Raw genomic sequence first — 17,007 nt, forward strand, 5'->3', positions numbered from 1 at the left:
AGAGTGTTAGGGATAAGCGGAAAATGGGAAAATGTCAACAAGCAAACACCTTGTTTATGGGAAGTAATTAAGCTGAATTATTCAGCAAAGTGTGGCGATAATGATCCGATCTGCATTGAATTGTGCAATAACATCGCTGCCGACATGTAAATTCAGTTTGTGTAATTCGCTACTGTTTTGTGTCGAGCATAGGCAGGCTCCTCCGGTTAACGTCACGATGACTTCGCTGTGGTCGTTACCTGGCTCAATACTGGCTACTGTCCCCGGTAGCGAGTTATCGGCAGCACCGGCCAGCTCCTGATCGGTGACCAGTTTGATCCAAGGCGCTTTAATCAGTGCCAACACTTCTTTGCCCGCGGAAAGCTGCAGGCGGTCAGCACTCTGCTGGGTCAGTGCTGCGAGTAAACGCGTTTTTCCATCGGACAGCAGAATATTGACGTGTTGCTGGACCTGCTGGTGGTCGCGTTCAATAAGTGTGCCGAAGAATTGATTACGGGCGCTAGTTTGCAGTGAGAAGCGGGAAATGGCCGCCAGTAAGCTATCGAGTGGCATCGAATCATCTTTCAGAGTATCAAACGCTTTTTGCTGGATCTGTGCGAGTAAATCATAAAGCTGAATGAGTCGCTCGCCGTAGCGGGTCAGATTCGCGCCACCGCCGCCTTTGCCTCCGGTTGCCCGTTCTACCAGTATTTCCTCTGCCAACATATTCATTTCGTTGATGGCATCCCAGGCACTTTTATAGCTAATACCGGCAAGTTTTGCTCCCTGACTGATGGAACCGGTGTGCTGTATTTGTTTCAGCAATGCAATGCGGCGGGGATCGGCAAACAGTCGTTGCTGAAGTTTTAACGTAAGTAGGATTTCGGCCTGCATGATTTTTTGCTCCAGCGGGAAAGGGTTATTGTGACCTAACGAGGCCGATCGCACGTTTGGCAGGTTACATTCTTTTGCTGTTAGTTAAAATAATAGGGTTCATTCATTACTGATATAATTTACAGTAAATGATAGATATTAGTTATTGTGGTAACGTGGGTTATCGCTTAATGAGCAGTAATGGGAGGCAGACATGTTAGATTTATTGAAAAGTCTGGTCTTTGCCGTGGTCATGGTACCGGTGGTAATGGCAATAATTCTGGGGCTGATCTATGGGTTGGGCGAGGTGTTCAACATCATCTCCAAGACGGGCCACACTAAACAACGTTCTTAATCAGATTGTTGAATGCCCGGCAGATAAACGCCGGGCATTTTCATTTTTATCTTTTGTTTCATTTCCCCCTCTCTTTGTCACAACTCAAGATACCTCACATCTTGCCGATAAACTGCATGACCTGCTTATGATGTTACGTTATATTTCAATGTATATAACGATATCATTAATGCGGAGAGCAACATGAAGAATCAATACGGCAAAGTCAAAATTTGGGTAGCCAGTGCGACACTACTGGCAGCCTTTTCCGGTACCACCATGGCGGCGGACAACATTACAGTTTTTGCTGCGGCCTCGTTGACCAATGCACTACAAGATATCGCCACGCAGTATAAAAAAGAGAAACAGGTTGATGTGGTCGCTTCTTATGCCTCATCTTCCACGTTGGCACGCCAGATTGAACAGGGCGCACCGGCCGATCTGTTTATTTCTGCCGACCAGCAATGGATGGATTATATTATTGATAAGCAGCAAATTGTTGCCAATACCCGCTATACCCTGTTAGGTAATAAACTGGTCTTGATCGCACCGCAAGACAGCAAAATTGATAAAGTCGAAATTGATAAAAAAACCGACTGGAAGACATTGCTGGATGGTGGCCGTTTAGCGGTGGGCGATCCTGATCATGTTCCTGCGGGGATTTATGCCAAAGAATCACTGGAGAATTTAGGTGCCTGGTCAACTTTAGCCCCGGAAATGGCGCGCGCCAATAACGTGCGCAGCGCAATGGCACTGGTCGAACGGGCAGAAGCGCCACTGGGTATTGTCTATGGTTCAGATGCTATAGCCAGTAAGAAGGTTAAAGTTGTGGGGATATTCCCGGAAGCGAGTCATAAGCCGGTTGAATACCCAATGGCGATTGTTAAAGGCCACGAAAATCCGACCGTCAGTGCTTTTTATGATTACCTTAAAAGCCCCGCTGCGACGGTTATTTTCAAAAATTATGGATTTACCCCACGCTAATGATATTGAGCGAAGATAATTATTAGCGTTTGATAACATCCGGTAACATCTAATAAATCCCTTGTGTACTAGCTATTGTGGGGCTTTGTGTTTATTGGCATCTAATAACATTGATTGACAGTGAAGAGATTACCGGACAATCTACCGGATAAATTAACGGTTATCCGGTGGCCCCATGAAGTTAACTGATACCAAAGTTCGCAACGCTAAACCTCAAGAAAAAGCCTATCAATTGCAAGATGGTAATGGACTGTATTTGGATGTGCGCCCCTCAGGTATGAAGACCTGGCGTTATCGGTACTGGATCACGCCTACAAAGGATGGTCGTTACACTATAGGTAGTTACCCCACAGTTTCATTAGCTGAGGCCAGAAAAGTACGCGAGTGGGCGCGGGAGCAGGTAAAGATCGGCACCGCCCCCAAAGAGGCCAAAGCAGCAGAGCGCGATATTGCAAAGGCCGAAAGTTCTAATACATTCGAAGTGGTGGCCAGAGAGTGGATGGCTAAAAAGTGGGGTAATTGGTCAGAGAATACTAAAAGCCAAATAACGGGCTTTATGAATAATGATATTTTCCCTGCCATTGGTTCAATGCCTATGCGAGAAATTAACGCCTCACATATATTAAAAATAATTAGAGAATTAGAGGGGCGAGGGGCAATTTCCGTTGCGGTTAAAACTCGCCAGTGGTGTTCTGCTATTTTTTGTTACGGGGTGGCAACGCTGCGCGCTGATTCTGATCCGGCCGCCGCTCTTAAAGGCGCTATTATCACCCCTAAGGTTGTTCACTCTAGGTCACTAGCTGGAGATGAATTACGTGATTATTATCAGCGACTGAGCAGCTACGTCGGCAATCGAGTGACCATTATCGCGCTAAAGATGTTGCCGCTGGTGTTTGTGCGCCAAGTTGAATTACGCTCCGCTGAGTGGTCGCATATCGATTTTGACAACGCAGAGTGGGTCATCCCTTCAGGGTTAATGAAGATGCGCAGAGTGCACCGAGTTCCATTATCTGAGTCAGTACTCTTACTGCTAAATGAGTTGAAAGAGTTAACGGGTAAACGGCGTTGGCTTTTCCCTAACACAAGACTGGATACATTTATGGGGGCATCGACTTTAAACTGGGCCATTGTGCGCATGGGTTATGAGAGATCGGTATTAACAACTCATGATTTCCGCGCTACAGCCTCTACACGATTGCACGAAATGGGTTACCGGCATGATGTGATTGAGCGGCAGCTAGCACACGTTGAAAAAAACCGTGTGTCAGCCGCATATAATCACGCCGAGTACATGCCAGAGAGACGGCAATTAATGGAGGAGTGGGGCCAGTGGGTTACTGGCCTTCTTGCTTCTGATTCTCCACAATAAGGTCATCAATCCACTCCTGAATTTCCGTTGATTTCCAGCGAGAGTTACGTCCATCTTTAACGGGTTTCGGGAATACCCCTTCTTTGATACGCAGGTAGATGGTTGAGCGGGCGTACCCTACAGCCTTTTCTACCCGTTCAATTGTTAATAGTTCGCATGTGATCATAATTAGCCGCCTTGCTTATCTGTAGGGTAAAACATTGGTGAACACTCTGACGGATAGCCCGCTTTCCGTATTGCTATAGAGCACATGGCAATGGCGGCGTTGAAGTAGTTCGCGCTGACCAGGTGATCACCCTCCAGTTCAGTGATATCAATCAGGGGAGGGAGCATAACCGGCACTATTTCCGCCTTTTTTGTTAAGTCAGTGAGCGTTATGCCGCGAGAGGCTCCACGCCTTACATTGATTGCCCCTTTCTTCTTAAGTGCAGCGATATGGACACTGGCAGCATTTGGAGATTTAAACCCCATTCCGTCAGCAATTTCAGTCATCGTTGGAGCCATGCCGTGGGTGCTGATGTATGCCTTAATCAAATCCAGAACTTCCCGCTGTCTCAAAGTTAATTCGCTCATGTCACACCGCCCCTATCGCTTGTTGAACCACTCGGTGGCCCTTTTTACGGGGCTTCTTAACCGACTTGAAACTTACCGGTGCTACCTTTGGCCTGGCTGGTGGTGCTTCATTTATCCCGTTTCGGATGCGATATTTTGCTTTGGCTAACCAGTTAAGGTATTTCGTCCAGTCACATCCATCGTCAACGATCACAGTAGCCCGTGAAGGTGTTGCGATATCACAACACCCGTATCCGGCTTCATGGATATCAGCTTGCTTACCCATTGGTGGCCCCTTTGCGGTCGCTTTTTGGCAGGAATTTATTCACATCCCATACCCAGAAAGTGCGGAACATGGTTTCATAGCTTGGCAGTGTGCTATAAACCTCATATCCCCGTTTGTTTAATACCTCCGTTCTAACCTTGAATACCCAGTCATTTCTACAAGTCATGAGCGTACAGATGGCAAGGGCAAGGAAAAAGAATGCAATGAGTATTAGTACTAGCACCAACTCAAACATTGGTAACCCCCTTGCGGTACCCGTCTGAAATTATCGCTTTTGCCACCTTGTAAGGTGATGAATCTTCCGGCCACTCAGCTTCAAAAACAATCCGGTTGAGTTCGCCTGATAGCACCTGGTCATAAGTTGTGGGCCAGTGATCGCAAGGAACGTCGTTCATGTGGTACTCGCTGATAAGGTCCATGGTAAGCCGTGCAGCTTCCACTGCTGTTTTTTCTGACTTGCGGTAACCGGCATCCCAGACAGCACCGGTAATATTGCCGGGGTCGCCCCACGCTAACTTGATGATGTACGCCAGCGATAAAATGCTTTGATGACCAAGTGGGCTGTAAGCCTCGCTATTGGCGGGAACTGGTGCGACAACCCCCTTGCCCGGTTCGTGCGACTCAGCGCTTAACATTTTACTGTCTGACACCGTGACCTGCTCGGAGGTATGCCCGGAAGGAGCCGCGCCACGCAAGGCCTTAGAGCCATTTGTGCAGCTATCAACAGAATGCCACACTGCTAAAGGAGATGATTTATCGCTCATTGCGCACCCCCTGCCACCGTAGAACCAATGTCAGAACCCATGCTTTCCCATATTTCACGGCCGTCTTGCGTCAGGTTGTTACCATCCAGACACTTAGTTAGTATCTCAATTGCTATTTTTTCCCACTGCAATAAATACAGCTTTAAGGCTTCCAGATAGTAGGCATCAACCAAAGCACGAACCCCTGACACGCCACCGACAATTTCAATTCGAAGAGGAAAATCGCCAGCATCCACCATGAAGAAATCACCGCCGTTCTGTTGCTTCACATGGTCATATATCGCTGCTGAATACTGGTTAGCCAGTGCGTTGAGTCGGAAGTTTTTAGTGATAATTTTCATCGTGGAGCCTCCCCATCGTTGTTTTCAGATTTCAGACGCAGAGTAAAGCCGCCGAACTCTGGATGCTTCCAGCGCTTGAGTTTGCCGGTTGGAGGTGTGGACTCATCAAGCAACGCCTGAGCAGCAGCCATAAACAAATCACGGTGGATCATTAGGTGGCCCCGATCGCCACTGGTCATGCAGGTAGGTAAGTTGGCGAATGTAGCCAGTCGGCGGCATGCAGCATCTGATAACCCACAGGCCCACGACAGATCCGACACAAGAGCGTATTCGGATTGTTCGTTATCTGGCGAATGATGGCTGACCTGCAAGGCTTCCGGTGCTGGTGGTGCGATAGCTGCAACCGGTTCAACTGCTGGCTGATATTTCTGAATGCCAACAATGTCGACCACCGCTTTCATGGTTGCCGATGCGGTTGCTTCTGCTACAACACGGGCCAGAGAAAGAATGTCATTATTCATGTGAGTTTCCCGTGGTGCTGGTAGTGCGGTAATGTGTGGTTGTTCCAGCTCGACCTTCATTTCTTGCCACTGTTCAATAAGTGCAAGGCGGCGATTGGCGTCATAGCCAGTAACCAATGTCATGGACAGGGTTTCGTTCAACCAGATTTCATCGATAACAGTGCGGCCCCCATGCTCTTTATAGGCGATTAAAAATCCTTTAAAATCATTGCAGTCCATGTTTGGACTGTAAATTCCTAACTGCTCCAGCATCGCTTTAATGTCACGGACAACGTGCTTTGGCTCTTTATCTGTCGCTGCTGCAATTTCACGACTACCCATCATCGGTACACCATTAACTATTTTTAGATCGGTTTTATTGGTCATTTTTTATTCCTTAGTGAACCACTGGCATATCTGGGATGCCTTCGGTTTTGATCATCTCGATAAATTCATCGTGCAGTATTTCCAGACCTTCACGACCCATTGCCGATAACCTGAAGCCTCGATCCGGGCATACCACCACCATGTCCTGATACATCCTTAGAGCCAGCGCCATACCTGCCTGATTTCCGAATTTCTCGATAGCGGAGCCCTCGATGTGATTTGCCAGAGAAAATCGCAGGGTGCCCGGGTAAATGCTTATGCCTCCATTCTTTCCGATGTAGATAACAGCAAGGTCAGCTCCGCCTTCGTCGTTCTGGATTTCAGCCGTGCCGTTTTTTTCCCGTTCCTCATTGATGAACACGGTCACGACGAGCCACCGCCAGATAACAACCTCTTTCTCAATGCTCAAACTCAGCCAGCCGTTAACTTTCGCGTCTTGAATGCAGGCTAAAGCCCTCAAGCCTTCGGATGTTTTTTTGTCGTAATACCCGCTATCAAGCTGACGGATTGCAGCGGAATACCCAGTGACACGGTTTCCCGTTTTAATGCCGTCAGGCGTCGATTCTGGATTCAGTTCAGTACTCATCAGTTACACCCCTAACTCTTTGTTGTATCGCTGGTGGCTCATGGCCTCCCAGTGCTGCCCGCCGTCTTTCGATAGCAACCGCCAGCGGTGGGTAATGCGTAAAGACAGATAGCCGTGTTGATGGGTACGGCGAGGGTGAATGGTTCCACGGCCGAACCGGTTTAAAATCTGAGTGGCCCCGATGTAGATCCGGAGCGGTATGCGGTTGCCTGATAGCGTCACTTTGCCTTTCCTTTTGCCTTAGCCATTTCGGCAATATATTTAACAATGGTATTCATGAAATCTTTTCCCACTTTGGTAAGGTGACCGCCGTCCTTAGATAAGAAGCTGTCATAGGTGTTAATAATGAATTTCCCAGCTTCGAGTAGTTTGTATTCCCCATATACGTCTGCCTCGAAATTTATTAAGGCCTCAATCAGGACTCTCTCGGATAATTCAACTGTGTACATGCCGCCATCTTTCAAGCTGACAATTACGCAATGGCTATTTGTTTTGCGCATCATTGATTCGAGCTTGGCGTCAACAATGTTCTTGCGTCTCTTATTTATTAATTCAGCGTTGCTCACATTCCAATTTCCTTATTTTCTGGCTTATAGGTGTAGGGAGTCCTAACCCGAAGGCCATAATTAATATTTTTGTTAATTAGTAATTAAGGTTTTGAATCTCTCTCTCTAATTCGGTCGCCTTATCTATTGCCTTGATATATTTTTTAAAAAGGATATCTGTTTGTTTTTCCTTCTTGGTATTTAGCTTTAATGTTTCACGTTGTTTCGCCATTAGGCGGAGAATGTGACGAATTGCACGTTCACGACAGCGGATATAATCATGAAGTAAATTACCACGAATCCATGCCTTGCGCTCGATGTCGTAAATGTCGTCTTCGCGTATAGCTAATCCGAGGCGTTTATAAACAGAGGTTGCCATAACCTGAGCTAATTTATTAATGGCAGCGCGGCGGCTTAGATATCGTTTATAAATACCGTGGCGATTAACAACGTATATTTGCGCTTCCACTTTCATTAATGCGCTATTTATGCCGCCATCGTTAATGATGAAATATTCACTTATTTGGCCGTAATCTATTTTTTCAGGTTTCATTTTTTGCTTTCCTTATATTTCCCCATGGCGTAATCACATAGATTATCATTGGCCTCGAGCATCACTTCTGGCACACCGTCTAATAGAGTTATAATTGCGCCGATTTTGTCAGTGATATCGTTCTTGCTGCTGGTGGCAAGTTCAAGCCACATTGCTAAAACCGCTTGTGCTTTCCTTACCTGACAGGTGACATCTTCCAATTGATTAGATTTCATGGTCAGCCCCTTTCTGCGCAGCACGTCTAGACATTGTTTTGGCGTAATCAGCACAGTAATCAACAATGGTATCGGCTATCTGAATGCCTTGATGGGGGTCGAGACTGAATCGTTCCGCAGCTTGCAGATACAGTGCAATATCGCCTAGAACATCAGCCAATGACTGAGCGATGCATGGGTTATCTTTATTCATGGTTGGCCTCGGCTAAAGTAAGGTAATCCACAACCTGATTAGATGCGTCGATAGCAAGATCTAACAGATTCCCTTTATCAAAGTCAGAGACTGGCTCACTCGAACAACTGATGGCTAATAACAGAGATGCAAATTGGGCGGCTTTTCCTGCCGCATTGGTTTCATTAATTGGCATGGTTCGCCTCCAGCAGAGTAAATTCATGGATAAAACTACTGAGTGGATAGTTGTGAGTGGCTCCATGGTATGGCTCGTAGGAGAACACTATGCGGTCACCTGTAAGATCCTTAATAAGGGCCGTCATTCCACCGCCATTTTTTGTATAACGGTCACCTATTGCTGGGCTTCGTTCGATACTCTCACCAGAGCGATTAATCAGATATTCAGTAACGGAATCTGCATACTCAGAAGACATATCAAGTAGTAGTTCAACTTCACAACCTGAAAGTTCAACCCATGAATGATTAAGTGCACGAATGACCGCACTCGCTTTCTGTGCATTAAGGAGGGTATCCATAAGACTATTAGTTTCCTGTTTAGACATGGCGCACCTCCTGAGCAGGAATTCGACCCGCAAAAGAAATAACGTAATCGCCTATCAATTGTTGCCGAGCTTCGTTATAGCTGCTGGCGGTCACACGTCTCATTACTGGCTTGGCTTTAATATCTGAGCGCTTAATGGTTGCAAAGATGAATACAGTTAAGTTAGAATCCGCCTCAACCTTATTAATACCCTCTAATGCATTATTTAAGGCTAGGCTCTGGTTTCGTTGGCGCGGTTCCGGAGCTGCATTGCTGTGACATGTCACGCTATTCATCTTCCTGCTCCTCTTTGATATCGAACAACTCGCGCATCAAAACGCCTGACATATTGCACAAACCTTGGATAACACCCTCATATTTTCCTTCCTCATCAGCGGAAGGATCTGTTTTAAAGCAATTAAGAAGCATTCTGGCTGTCGTGTGAATAGCCTCAGCATCGTCGAATAAAGCCGAGAATCTTTTTTTAGTTAGCGCTGCCTTATTACTTAATGATTTATCATTCATACCTACCTCTAAGGATTATTTATTTTAATTAGTCTTCATCGCAACAGCATTGATTAGTTTTCACCGCAAAGTCAGCGAGGTCATTTGCAACATTAAACTTAGCCTCTAAGCTGCCTTTAATTAAATCGCAAAAAACACTTGTCATTATTAGTAATTTATGTGAATTCACATTGTCAGCATTAATATTCATGTCTAAATCAGCACCATCATTGTGATTAGTGATGGTAATTGTTATTTCTACTTTCTCGGTCATATCTACCTCGTTATTAGGTGCGGGGCTGGGTTATTCCCCTAACTTACATTTAAGTATTTCTTCTATTCTGGGTATGACTTGAGGGCTAAATAAATTCAATCTTTCGATCTGTGTTTGAGTTACTTTTTCTGGGCTACTAAATCTAAATGCCAAGCAAGTTCCATCATCGTAATGCATTAAGACTTCATAATTTTCTTCCGGGGATAAAGGAAGGGTTAATAAACTTTTTCTAGTCATGATTAGTTCTCTAGTAAGAGAGATTAATTGGCTTGCATAATTACTTACCAGTCAACGAATTATCCAATGCTTCATATGCCATTGGCAGCTACTGCGTGGGCTTCCTGCCTTTTCGTTGTCGATGGAATAAGGCTAACTTAAGTTAGCTTTTACGTCAAGATAAATTAAGTTAGATTAGCTTGCGGTTTTGTTGTGGGGGTAAATGTGGGAAAAAAAAAGGGAAGGCAAGGCCTCAAGATCCCGAGGCCGCTAGGGCTACAATTCGTACTGAACTCCGCGTACAACACCGATAATTTCACAATTACCGTTTATTGGGATGTTGCTATAGCGTGGATTCAACGGCACAAGATATTTGTTAGGTCCATCAATAACTAGCTTTTTAAGGGTGGCCTCGTTCGTTCCATCAACCCTAGCTACAACAATCTTTCCATTGGTTGCCTCTGCCTCGGGGTCCACGATAATAGTAGATCCTTCAGGGATGCTTGGTAAACCATTGGGATTTGTCATTGAGTCCCCTCTAACTTTGAGGGCAAAAGATGATACTGATACCCGCAACCCAGTAGTTAGCCATTCATCAGCGGATTCAAATAACTCTCTTGGCTCACTTTCAGTAAATATCCCTGCCTGGACCCATGAAAGAACAGGTAATTTACTCATATCTGTAATTAGAGGCTCTAAACCTTGCAGCTCAGACCCGTATAATATGTAGCCTTCTGATGTGTTGAAGTACTTTGCCAGTTTTAAAAGAGATTCTCCTTTGGGTACGTTCAAATCTTTTTCCCAATACCCAACGGAAACGTCAGAAACGCCACAGTATTGACCCAGTGTTTTTTGTGTTGTTTTAGTCACTTGTCTTAGTCTTTTAATGCGCTGCCCTATCGATTCCATCACGATCTCCTGTATTCAAAACCTAAGTTATCTTAATTTTAATTGACTCAACATAACTTAGCAATTAAAATCTAAGTTATATTAGTTTTGTGTTTTTAACGGGGGATATTATGACCACTGATGATATTGAAAAATACTTTGGCGGGGTAGTTAAAGTTGCTGCTTTCTATGGGATTTCTCCTGAGGCAGTTTACCAGTGGAGGTGCCGCCCTGGCCGATTAATCCCAAAGGGACGGGCTGCGGAGGCCGCTTACCGCACTGAGGGAGGGCTTAAATTCAATCATTCTCTCTACGCTCAAGACTAACCCACAACAGGAAGGTAGTGATGAATAACCTAATTAGCAATAAACCATCAATGAACAGTATTGATATCGCCGATTTAGTCAAAAGTCGCCATGCCGATGTGAAGCGCAGCATTGGGCGACTCAGTGATCGTGGAGTTATCCAACTCCCGCCAGTGGCTAAAGTTGAGGATAAACAATCAAATAGCCCCAACCGCTTTACTGATGTCTACCATTTCGAAGGCGACCAAGGCAAGCGTGACAGCATCGTTGTTGTTGCTCAACTCTGCCCTGAGTTCACCGCCCGTCTGGTCGATCGCTGGCGTGAACTGGAAGACGAACGTTGCCGCCCAAAATCACAGGCTGAACTTATCGCGGCAATGGCTATGGCTAACCTTGAGCAAGAGCGCCGTCTGAACCATGTTGAGGATCGGGTCATAGCGGTTACCGAAACCATCGAGAAAATCAAACGTGGCTCCATTCCGGTTGGCTGGGCGGGGTATTCACTGCTTAAGACCAAATCCGGCATGAGCGTCCCCAAGTGCAAGAATCTTGTTAACGCCTACCACGTCCCCACTGACAGCATCACCATCATGACACCTGACGACCAACCTCGCCCGATGAGCATCGCGTTTGAGGCTGAGTTCATGGACGCATTCCGCAAGATGATGTTCGAAGCGGAACCGCGTGGCACTCGTTGGTATCACCCGAAAATGGGCCTGTTTCAAGCTATTGGCTGGGCAGGTGCCGCATGAACGGTAAAATCTATTTTTCCCCATCAAGTTTCGTTTTCGAATACCCGTTCGATAACCCGCTACAGCGCCTGATTATGATGCGTATCTTGTCTAATGGCAGTTGTGATGGTGAGGGTGAACGAATTTTCGATAATGATGTTCTTAGCCAATTCTGCTGCTGTACCAAGCAGGCGATGTTCAAAGAAGTAAAAAATCTTGAGCGAGCAGGGTGTCTGAAAGTCCGAAAAATTGGAGCACTCACCACTGATCTAAAGGTTCGCCTTGAGTCAGCACGTGGTTACACCATCACCCCGAAAGTGGGGGGTTAGTATGAGTATCACCACTCCCACACCAACCGTAACGGCAATTGGCAGCATAAATATCAGCGGGAACGTTATTCCCGCCAATTGGTGGCGTCATGTTGTACTGCCAAGTGGTAAGCCAGACAGTACCGCCATCATGCTGCTTTCTGACATCGTTTACTGGTATCGACCTGTAGATGTTCGGGATGAAAATAGTGGCGTCCTTGTTGGGCAGCGCAAGCGTTTTCATGGGGATAAATTGCAGCGAAGTTACCAGGCATTTGCTGATCAGTTTGGTTTTTCCAAGCGTGAAACTACTGACGCACTAAAGCGCTTACGTGGCGCAGGTCTGATTAATCTTGAGTTACGCACGGTTCAGACTCAAACCGGCGTAACGCTAAGTAATGTCCTGTTCGTTGAGCCTGTGGCGGAGCGTATCGCTGAGATTACTACCCACGTAGAAGCGGAACAGGTATTACGTTCTGACGTAACCCCTCCTACGTTGAAAAGTGAGACGTATACAGAGATTACTACAGAGACTACACATACAGAGATCACTACAGAGAATACAAACACACTTGCACCATCTGGCGATGATGCCCCTGCCAAGCGAATTAAAAACGATTATTCAGCAGAATTCGAAACGGCGTGGGCCAATTACCCAAAACGCGAGGGGAGCAATTCTAAACCCGCTGCGTTCAAGTGCTGGAATGCCCGAATCAAAGAGGGGGTAGCCAGTGAGGTTTTATTGGCGGGGGTAGAGCGCTACGCCAAGTTCTGCCAAGCCAAGGGCCAGACTAACACCGCGTATGTCATGCAAGCCACGCGCTTCTTTGGCCCCGGCTGTGAGTATGAAAATCTCTGGTCAGCAATGTCTCCGCAAGCAGTCAGCAACCAAAAACCAAGCACACACACCGGCTTCGCCAATCGCAATTATGGCACTACCACAGCCCCATTCATGGAGAGGTTTAACAAATGATCAACGGCATGCCTACGCTCTGGGAGCAATCCATGCGGGAACTGAACAGCAAAGCCCGTGACCTTGAAGCCGAACTGAGTTTTTCCTCTGGCGTTATTGCCACTGAGGATCGCCACTTCACCCGAGGTTTTGATGAAACCCAAAATTGTCCTACCCACGGTAATTACACCAGTGTTGGCTTAACCTGCCAATTCTCGGATCGCGTTGTTGAGCGCCGCTCTCGCTGCCCTGATTGCATTACCGATGAGATTAATCAGGTGAACGGGCATATCAATGACATGCGGATTAAGCAGCTTACCGCAGAGGCTCATATCAGCCCACGGTTTGAGCACTGCGATTTCGATAATTACCAGCCTGTCAATGACAAGGCCATCAGCAACCTTGAGGTTTGCAAGAGCTACGTCAGTCACTGGCCGCAGGTGAAAGAGTCAGGCACCGGTTTGCTGCTTTGTGGTTCGTGCGGAACAGGTAAGAACCATCTGGCGGTTGCCATGACCAAATACATCATAACCGAGCATCAGGATAGCGTTCTGCTGACATCAGTCATGCGTATTACTCGCGCCATCAAGCGCACATGGCAGAAAGACGCAGAAAACACAGAGGATGATATTTATCACCTGTACAGCTCGTTGGACTTGCTGATTATCGATGAGGTGGGTGTCCAGTTCGGTAGCGAAGCGGAAAAGCTGATCCTGTTCGAAATCATCAACACTCGATATGAGAATTTTAAGCCCACCATCCTGATCAGCAATTTGACCATCAGTGAATTGGCCGTGATTGTTGGCGATCGCATTGTAGACCGAATGACCGAAGGCGGCGGGGCTACTCTGGTGTTTGATTGGGACAGTTTCCGCAAGGATGTGGCTGTATGACGCATGAAGAAATTGAAGGCGCGGTGATTGGGGCGCTATTGCTGCGTAATTTGGATGCGTATCCCCAAACGTTTGACGTGTTTTCTACCTTGCCCGTTGAGGCGTTCGGTACTCGGCAATATCGCGATATCTATCGTGAAATTATGCGGCAGGCACTGAGCAAGAATGTGATTGATCCCGTGCTGGTGGGTGAAGCCTTGGGCGGTGAGTATCAGGCGATCATGTCTGCATCGGTAAAACTCTCATGGGCGATCGCTAATCTGGAGCAGTACGCCTCGCTGGTGGTGAAGAATCACTTCATTCGCAGTGCTGAAGAAGTGGTGGCCAATGCGATAACGGCGTTAGACGGCGCACGCACTGGCGATGAGTCCATGACGGCCATTGCTGAGTTACGTGAAAGCCTACAACACATGGAGCTGAACTCGGGTGAACTGGTGGCCGTTCATATTAATGATCTGCTGGCGGGGGTGGAAACCCGGTTAGAAGAGAGAATGGCAGGCGTAGGGGAAGGGCGAACATTGCTGACGGGTATTGATGAGTTAGACGCTTTAACCGGTGGCTTTGATCTGACGGATTTGGTGCTGATAGCGGCACGGCCATCGGTAGGCAAGACAGAGTTTGCGCTTAATCTGATTGATAAAATTACCGAGCTGGGCGGCGGTGTACTGCTATTCAGTATGGAAATGTCCGGCATCCAGATAGCGGAACGGCAAGTTGCCGGTGCTGGTGGCTTATCCACTTCCAAACTCAAATCACCAGGACAATTGGAAGATGAGGACTGGGCCAGAATATCAGCCGGAATTGGTCGCATGGTCAATCGGCCTATTTGGATTATTGACGCCAGCGAGCTAACGGTTGAGCAAATTAAACAATCAGCAATAGCCCACAAGCGTAAGCACCCTGAATTGGCCGCTGTCTTTGTTGATTACCTTGGGCTGATATCCGTTAACGAGCGTCAGCGCCACGATATCGCTGTGGGTGAGGTTTCTAGCGGCCTTAAAGCATTAGCCAAGCGCAATAAAACCCCCGTAATAGCATTAAGCCAGTTATCCCGAGGCGTGGAACAGCGCATGAATAAGCGCCCCGTGAATGCCGACCTGAAAGACTCAGGCAGCATAGAGGCTGACGCTGATTTAATCATGATGTTATATCGCGATGAACTTTATGACGAGAACAGCCTCGCCAAAGGTATTGCAGAAATTAACCTGACCAAAAACCGCAACGGGCCACAGGGAACAATTTACCGTCAATTCCGTTACGGGCATTTTATGCCAATTGATCAGGAAGAAGCGGCGCGGCGAAGCCAGCAGCAACCAGAACAAAAGACCCGAAAATACTCAAACGTGCACAAAATTTAAAGAGAGGGCGGCACAGTGAAACTAGAATCAGCAATGAAACAGTTCAGCGCCAAGAGCCAGATGATTACGGATTCTCCCCGCGCTACCTCTTCCGATTCGCTTAAGGGGCCGGATCTAGCTGCTGCAATGGGAATGGTTGAGGCTCGGGCCAGTTTCGGCATGGCGGCATATTTGGGTAAGGTCGGTATCAGCAAAGAAGACCGGGTTAGAACTGTTGAACAGCTCACCCAATTTGCAATGAAGAACGCCCCGAAGCATGTCGGTAAAGCATCGGGCCGCCGAATGGCTCAATGCATGGTTATCCTGTCTAAATTTGCCTATGAGGAATACAGCAGTTCAGCAGCAGCCACCGCCACATGTAAACACTGCAAGGGGAAGGGTCTGATTTACAACATTCAAAAAGTGATTAAACACCCCGGATGCGGTGAGAAAACAGAGGCATGGATTAAAGAGGAGCAGGTGGGCGAATTGTGCAACCCCTGTAACGGAAAGGGCAAAATCTCTATTCGTTGCCGCTGTAATGGTACCGGTAAAGTGCGTGACCTTGAGAAATCCAAACGGATTGGCGCGCCAGTTGAGAAAGAGTGTGAGCGGTGCTCAGGAATTGGATACAAACGAACACCCTCGACAACGGCTTACAAAGCGATTACAGCGCTGCTTCCTGAACTCACCCAATCATCTTGGTCGCGCAACTGGAAGCCGTTCTATGCGTCGCTGGTGGCTAAATGTGATATCGAAGAGAGCTATGCAGAATCTGAATTTCAGAAAATTACACGATAGCGGCACGATTGGTACTGATGGCGACATAATTTATACATATCGCTTGCGTTTTGCATAAAGTTGGCGTAGATTCTGTAAATCATGGGCGTTTCTGTAGATGAGCGCCACGAAAAACATTAAGGCCTCGCATATCGCGGGGCTTTGTCTCTTCTAGAGCCGCTTACTTACTCGTAAATACCTGGGCCGAGTTGCGCTATGCAGTTGTGAAGTGCCTCTCCGCTTAAGGATGTCCAGTTCTTGCAAATGAACTCTGCCCACTCTTGACTCATTGAATTTGCGGTTACTGTGAAGAAAAGCGCCCCTATTATTATGGTTAATATGATAAATAGCATGCGAGTTTTCATAATCAAAACACCTCTTATTATCGTGATGTTTTTAATAGAATTAGGCCGTCAGTAAGGCCGGGGACTTTGTTTCCATGAGCTTATATCCAAATCCTTCGGCCTTTATATTTATTAAGCAATCAGTGTATTTTGACTAAGTTGTGCTACTCATAAGCAAAGGAGGTAACCGAACAGACCTCCAGCTGCAGCCCATACGCATGTTTTGGCACACTGCTCAGCAGTGTTGTCAGGTCGTAGCATGCATGCGGTTGCGAAGGCAGGACTAGTGATTGTTAATGTGGCAATGACAAAACAGCATCTAATAATATTACGCATAACACACCTCCACATTGTGGATTGTAGACGGTCATCATGATGCTCTAACTACACGCAACCTCTGTCAAGGTGTATGTCTTTTATGTTTAGGCTAGGTTGAAAAAAAAAGGTGAGCGCCAGCCAATTCCGCCACGACAGCAGCCACATTAAGCAATATGCGGTCAGCACATTGGTAGGTGTTGACGCCGGAACCGTAACCGGCTTCACATTCGCATGGG

General features: G+C 46.9%; 31 protein-coding genes. 10 read left to right on the top strand and 21 right to left on the bottom strand.

Annotated features, from left to right (window positions below; translation table 11 throughout):
* Positions 1–81 precede the first annotated feature (81 nt).
* Positions 82–873: a molybdenum-dependent transcriptional regulator gene (modE, locus tag AEP37_RS18300; RefSeq protein WP_049614697.1), complete on the bottom strand. Its 792-nt coding sequence runs from the start codon at positions 871–873 to the stop codon at positions 82–84.
* Positions 874–1,066: 193 nt separating this feature from the next.
* Between modE and AEP37_RS18305 the strand changes: the two genes are divergently transcribed.
* From AEP37_RS18305 to AEP37_RS18315, 3 genes are all read left to right on the top strand, one after another.
* Positions 1,067–1,207, top strand: coding sequence for an AcrZ family multidrug efflux pump-associated protein (locus AEP37_RS18305; protein WP_049614698.1), 141 nt, complete (start codon positions 1,067–1,069; stop codon positions 1,205–1,207).
* 183 nt (positions 1,208–1,390) lie between these two features.
* A complete protein-coding gene (gene modA / locus AEP37_RS18310) occupies positions 1,391–2,170 on the top strand; it encodes a molybdate ABC transporter substrate-binding protein (protein WP_049614699.1) in 780 nt (259 codons plus the stop codon).
* Positions 2,171–2,345: 175 nt separating this feature from the next.
* Positions 2,346–3,539, top strand: a complete 1,194-nt coding sequence (locus tag AEP37_RS18315) for a tyrosine-type recombinase/integrase (RefSeq protein ID WP_049614700.1) — start codon at positions 2,346–2,348, stop codon at positions 3,537–3,539.
* Here AEP37_RS18315 and AEP37_RS18320 read toward each other — a convergent pair.
* The 20 genes from AEP37_RS18320 to AEP37_RS18410 all read right to left on the bottom strand — a co-directional run bounded on the left by AEP37_RS18320 (position 3,505) and on the right by AEP37_RS18410 (position 10,824).
* Entirely contained in the window at positions 3,505–3,705 is a 201-nt protein-coding gene (locus AEP37_RS18320) for a helix-turn-helix transcriptional regulator (protein WP_049614701.1), read from the bottom strand. The two genes, AEP37_RS18315 and AEP37_RS18320, sit on opposite strands and share 35 nt — an antisense overlap.
* Positions 3,706–3,707: 2 nt before the next feature.
* Positions 3,708–4,112 (bottom strand): LexA family protein, encoded by a 405-nt coding sequence (locus AEP37_RS24350; protein ID WP_053101977.1) that lies wholly within the window; start codon positions 4,110–4,112, stop codon positions 3,708–3,710.
* A 1-nt stretch (position 4,113) separates the two neighbouring features.
* Positions 4,114–4,377, bottom strand: coding sequence for a hypothetical protein (locus tag AEP37_RS18330; RefSeq protein WP_049614702.1), 264 nt, complete (start codon positions 4,375–4,377; stop codon positions 4,114–4,116).
* Complete coding sequence (locus AEP37_RS18335; protein WP_049614703.1) at positions 4,370–4,612, bottom strand: hypothetical protein; 243 nt, start codon at positions 4,610–4,612, stop codon at positions 4,370–4,372. The genes AEP37_RS18330 and AEP37_RS18335 overlap by 8 nt, the downstream gene beginning before the upstream one ends.
* Entirely contained in the window at positions 4,605–5,141 is a 537-nt protein-coding gene (locus AEP37_RS28065) for a hypothetical protein (RefSeq protein WP_049614704.1), read from the bottom strand. The genes AEP37_RS18335 and AEP37_RS28065 overlap by 8 nt, the downstream gene beginning before the upstream one ends.
* Positions 5,138–5,476: a hypothetical protein gene (locus tag AEP37_RS18345; RefSeq protein WP_049614725.1), complete on the bottom strand. Its 339-nt coding sequence runs from the start codon at positions 5,474–5,476 to the stop codon at positions 5,138–5,140. The genes AEP37_RS28065 and AEP37_RS18345 overlap by 4 nt, the downstream gene beginning before the upstream one ends.
* Before the next feature lie 2 nt (positions 5,477–5,478).
* On the bottom strand, positions 5,479–6,309 hold the full coding sequence (locus AEP37_RS18350) for a Rha family transcriptional regulator (protein ID WP_235801364.1): 831 nt from the start codon (positions 6,307–6,309) through the stop codon (positions 5,479–5,481).
* Between the two features lie 10 nt (positions 6,310–6,319).
* Positions 6,320–6,898, bottom strand: coding sequence for a hypothetical protein (locus AEP37_RS18355; RefSeq protein WP_162208233.1), 579 nt, complete (start codon positions 6,896–6,898; stop codon positions 6,320–6,322).
* Positions 6,899–7,117: a ParE family toxin-like protein gene (locus AEP37_RS18360; RefSeq protein ID WP_049614706.1), complete on the bottom strand. Its 219-nt coding sequence runs from the start codon at positions 7,115–7,117 to the stop codon at positions 6,899–6,901.
* Positions 7,114–7,461 carry a hypothetical protein gene (locus tag AEP37_RS18365; protein ID WP_049614707.1) on the bottom strand — a complete coding sequence of 116 codons (348 nt, stop codon included), beginning with the start codon at positions 7,459–7,461 and terminating at the stop codon, positions 7,114–7,116. Before AEP37_RS18365 ends, AEP37_RS18360 begins: the two co-directional genes overlap by 4 nt.
* Positions 7,462–7,537: 76 nt before the next feature.
* Positions 7,538–7,993 carry a hypothetical protein gene (locus AEP37_RS18370; RefSeq protein ID WP_049614708.1) on the bottom strand — a complete coding sequence of 152 codons (456 nt, stop codon included), beginning with the start codon at positions 7,991–7,993 and terminating at the stop codon, positions 7,538–7,540.
* Positions 7,990–8,208 carry a hypothetical protein gene (locus AEP37_RS18375; RefSeq protein WP_049614709.1) on the bottom strand — a complete coding sequence of 73 codons (219 nt, stop codon included), beginning with the start codon at positions 8,206–8,208 and terminating at the stop codon, positions 7,990–7,992. Before AEP37_RS18375 ends, AEP37_RS18370 begins: the two co-directional genes overlap by 4 nt.
* The gene (locus tag AEP37_RS18380; RefSeq protein WP_049614710.1) at positions 8,198–8,401 is read right to left on the bottom strand and encodes a hypothetical protein; all 204 of its coding nucleotides are present in this window, start codon (positions 8,399–8,401) and stop codon (positions 8,198–8,200) included. The genes AEP37_RS18375 and AEP37_RS18380 overlap by 11 nt, the downstream gene beginning before the upstream one ends.
* Positions 8,394–8,576, bottom strand: coding sequence for a hypothetical protein (locus AEP37_RS18385; RefSeq protein WP_049614711.1), 183 nt, complete (start codon positions 8,574–8,576; stop codon positions 8,394–8,396). Before AEP37_RS18385 ends, AEP37_RS18380 begins: the two co-directional genes overlap by 8 nt.
* Positions 8,566–8,943: a hypothetical protein gene (locus AEP37_RS18390; protein WP_049614712.1), complete on the bottom strand. Its 378-nt coding sequence runs from the start codon at positions 8,941–8,943 to the stop codon at positions 8,566–8,568. Before AEP37_RS18390 ends, AEP37_RS18385 begins: the two co-directional genes overlap by 11 nt.
* Positions 8,936–9,217: a host cell division inhibitor Icd-like protein gene (locus AEP37_RS18395; protein ID WP_156168667.1), complete on the bottom strand. Its 282-nt coding sequence runs from the start codon at positions 9,215–9,217 to the stop codon at positions 8,936–8,938. Before AEP37_RS18395 ends, AEP37_RS18390 begins: the two co-directional genes overlap by 8 nt.
* Positions 9,210–9,446, bottom strand: coding sequence for a hypothetical protein (locus tag AEP37_RS18400; RefSeq protein ID WP_049614713.1), 237 nt, complete (start codon positions 9,444–9,446; stop codon positions 9,210–9,212). The genes AEP37_RS18395 and AEP37_RS18400 overlap by 8 nt, the downstream gene beginning before the upstream one ends.
* Before the next feature lie 28 nt (positions 9,447–9,474).
* Entirely contained in the window at positions 9,475–9,699 is a 225-nt protein-coding gene (locus AEP37_RS18405; RefSeq protein WP_049614714.1) for a hypothetical protein, read from the bottom strand.
* 30 nt (positions 9,700–9,729) lie between these two features.
* Positions 9,730–9,936, bottom strand: coding sequence for a hypothetical protein (locus tag AEP37_RS26220; protein ID WP_156168669.1), 207 nt, complete (start codon positions 9,934–9,936; stop codon positions 9,730–9,732).
* A gap of 255 nt (positions 9,937–10,191) precedes the next feature.
* On the bottom strand, positions 10,192–10,824 hold the full coding sequence (locus tag AEP37_RS18410) for a LexA family protein (RefSeq protein WP_049614715.1): 633 nt from the start codon (positions 10,822–10,824) through the stop codon (positions 10,192–10,194).
* A 110-nt stretch (positions 10,825–10,934) separates the two neighbouring features.
* Between AEP37_RS18410 and AEP37_RS18415 the strand changes: the two genes are divergently transcribed.
* The 7 genes from AEP37_RS18415 to AEP37_RS18445 are packed head-to-tail and all read left to right on the top strand — an operon-like array spanning position 10,935 to position 16,130.
* A complete protein-coding gene (locus tag AEP37_RS18415; protein WP_049614716.1) occupies positions 10,935–11,129 on the top strand; it encodes a Cro/CI family transcriptional regulator in 195 nt (64 codons plus the stop codon).
* A gap of 20 nt (positions 11,130–11,149) precedes the next feature.
* The gene (locus AEP37_RS18420; protein WP_049614717.1) at positions 11,150–11,860 is read left to right on the top strand and encodes a Rha family transcriptional regulator; all 711 of its coding nucleotides are present in this window, start codon (positions 11,150–11,152) and stop codon (positions 11,858–11,860) included.
* Positions 11,857–12,168, top strand: a complete 312-nt coding sequence (locus AEP37_RS18425) for a hypothetical protein (RefSeq protein ID WP_049614718.1) — start codon at positions 11,857–11,859, stop codon at positions 12,166–12,168. Before AEP37_RS18420 ends, AEP37_RS18425 begins: the two co-directional genes overlap by 4 nt.
* Position 12,169: 1 nt before the next feature.
* Positions 12,170–13,120 carry a hypothetical protein gene (locus tag AEP37_RS18430; RefSeq protein ID WP_049614719.1) on the top strand — a complete coding sequence of 317 codons (951 nt, stop codon included), beginning with the start codon at positions 12,170–12,172 and terminating at the stop codon, positions 13,118–13,120.
* On the top strand, positions 13,117–13,992 hold the full coding sequence (locus AEP37_RS18435) for an ATP-binding protein (RefSeq protein WP_050691873.1): 876 nt from the start codon (positions 13,117–13,119) through the stop codon (positions 13,990–13,992). Before AEP37_RS18430 ends, AEP37_RS18435 begins: the two co-directional genes overlap by 4 nt.
* Positions 13,989–15,350, top strand: a complete 1,362-nt coding sequence (locus tag AEP37_RS18440) for a replicative DNA helicase (RefSeq protein WP_049614720.1) — start codon at positions 13,989–13,991, stop codon at positions 15,348–15,350. The genes AEP37_RS18435 and AEP37_RS18440 overlap by 4 nt, the downstream gene beginning before the upstream one ends.
* A 15-nt stretch (positions 15,351–15,365) precedes the next feature.
* On the top strand, positions 15,366–16,130 hold the full coding sequence (locus AEP37_RS18445) for an antitermination protein Q (protein ID WP_049614721.1): 765 nt from the start codon (positions 15,366–15,368) through the stop codon (positions 16,128–16,130).
* Positions 16,131–17,007: the final 877 nt, after the last annotated feature.

The organism is Yersinia pekkanenii, from assembly GCF_001152565.1.
Lineage (GTDB): Bacteria > Pseudomonadota > Gammaproteobacteria > Enterobacterales > Enterobacteriaceae > Yersinia > Yersinia pekkanenii.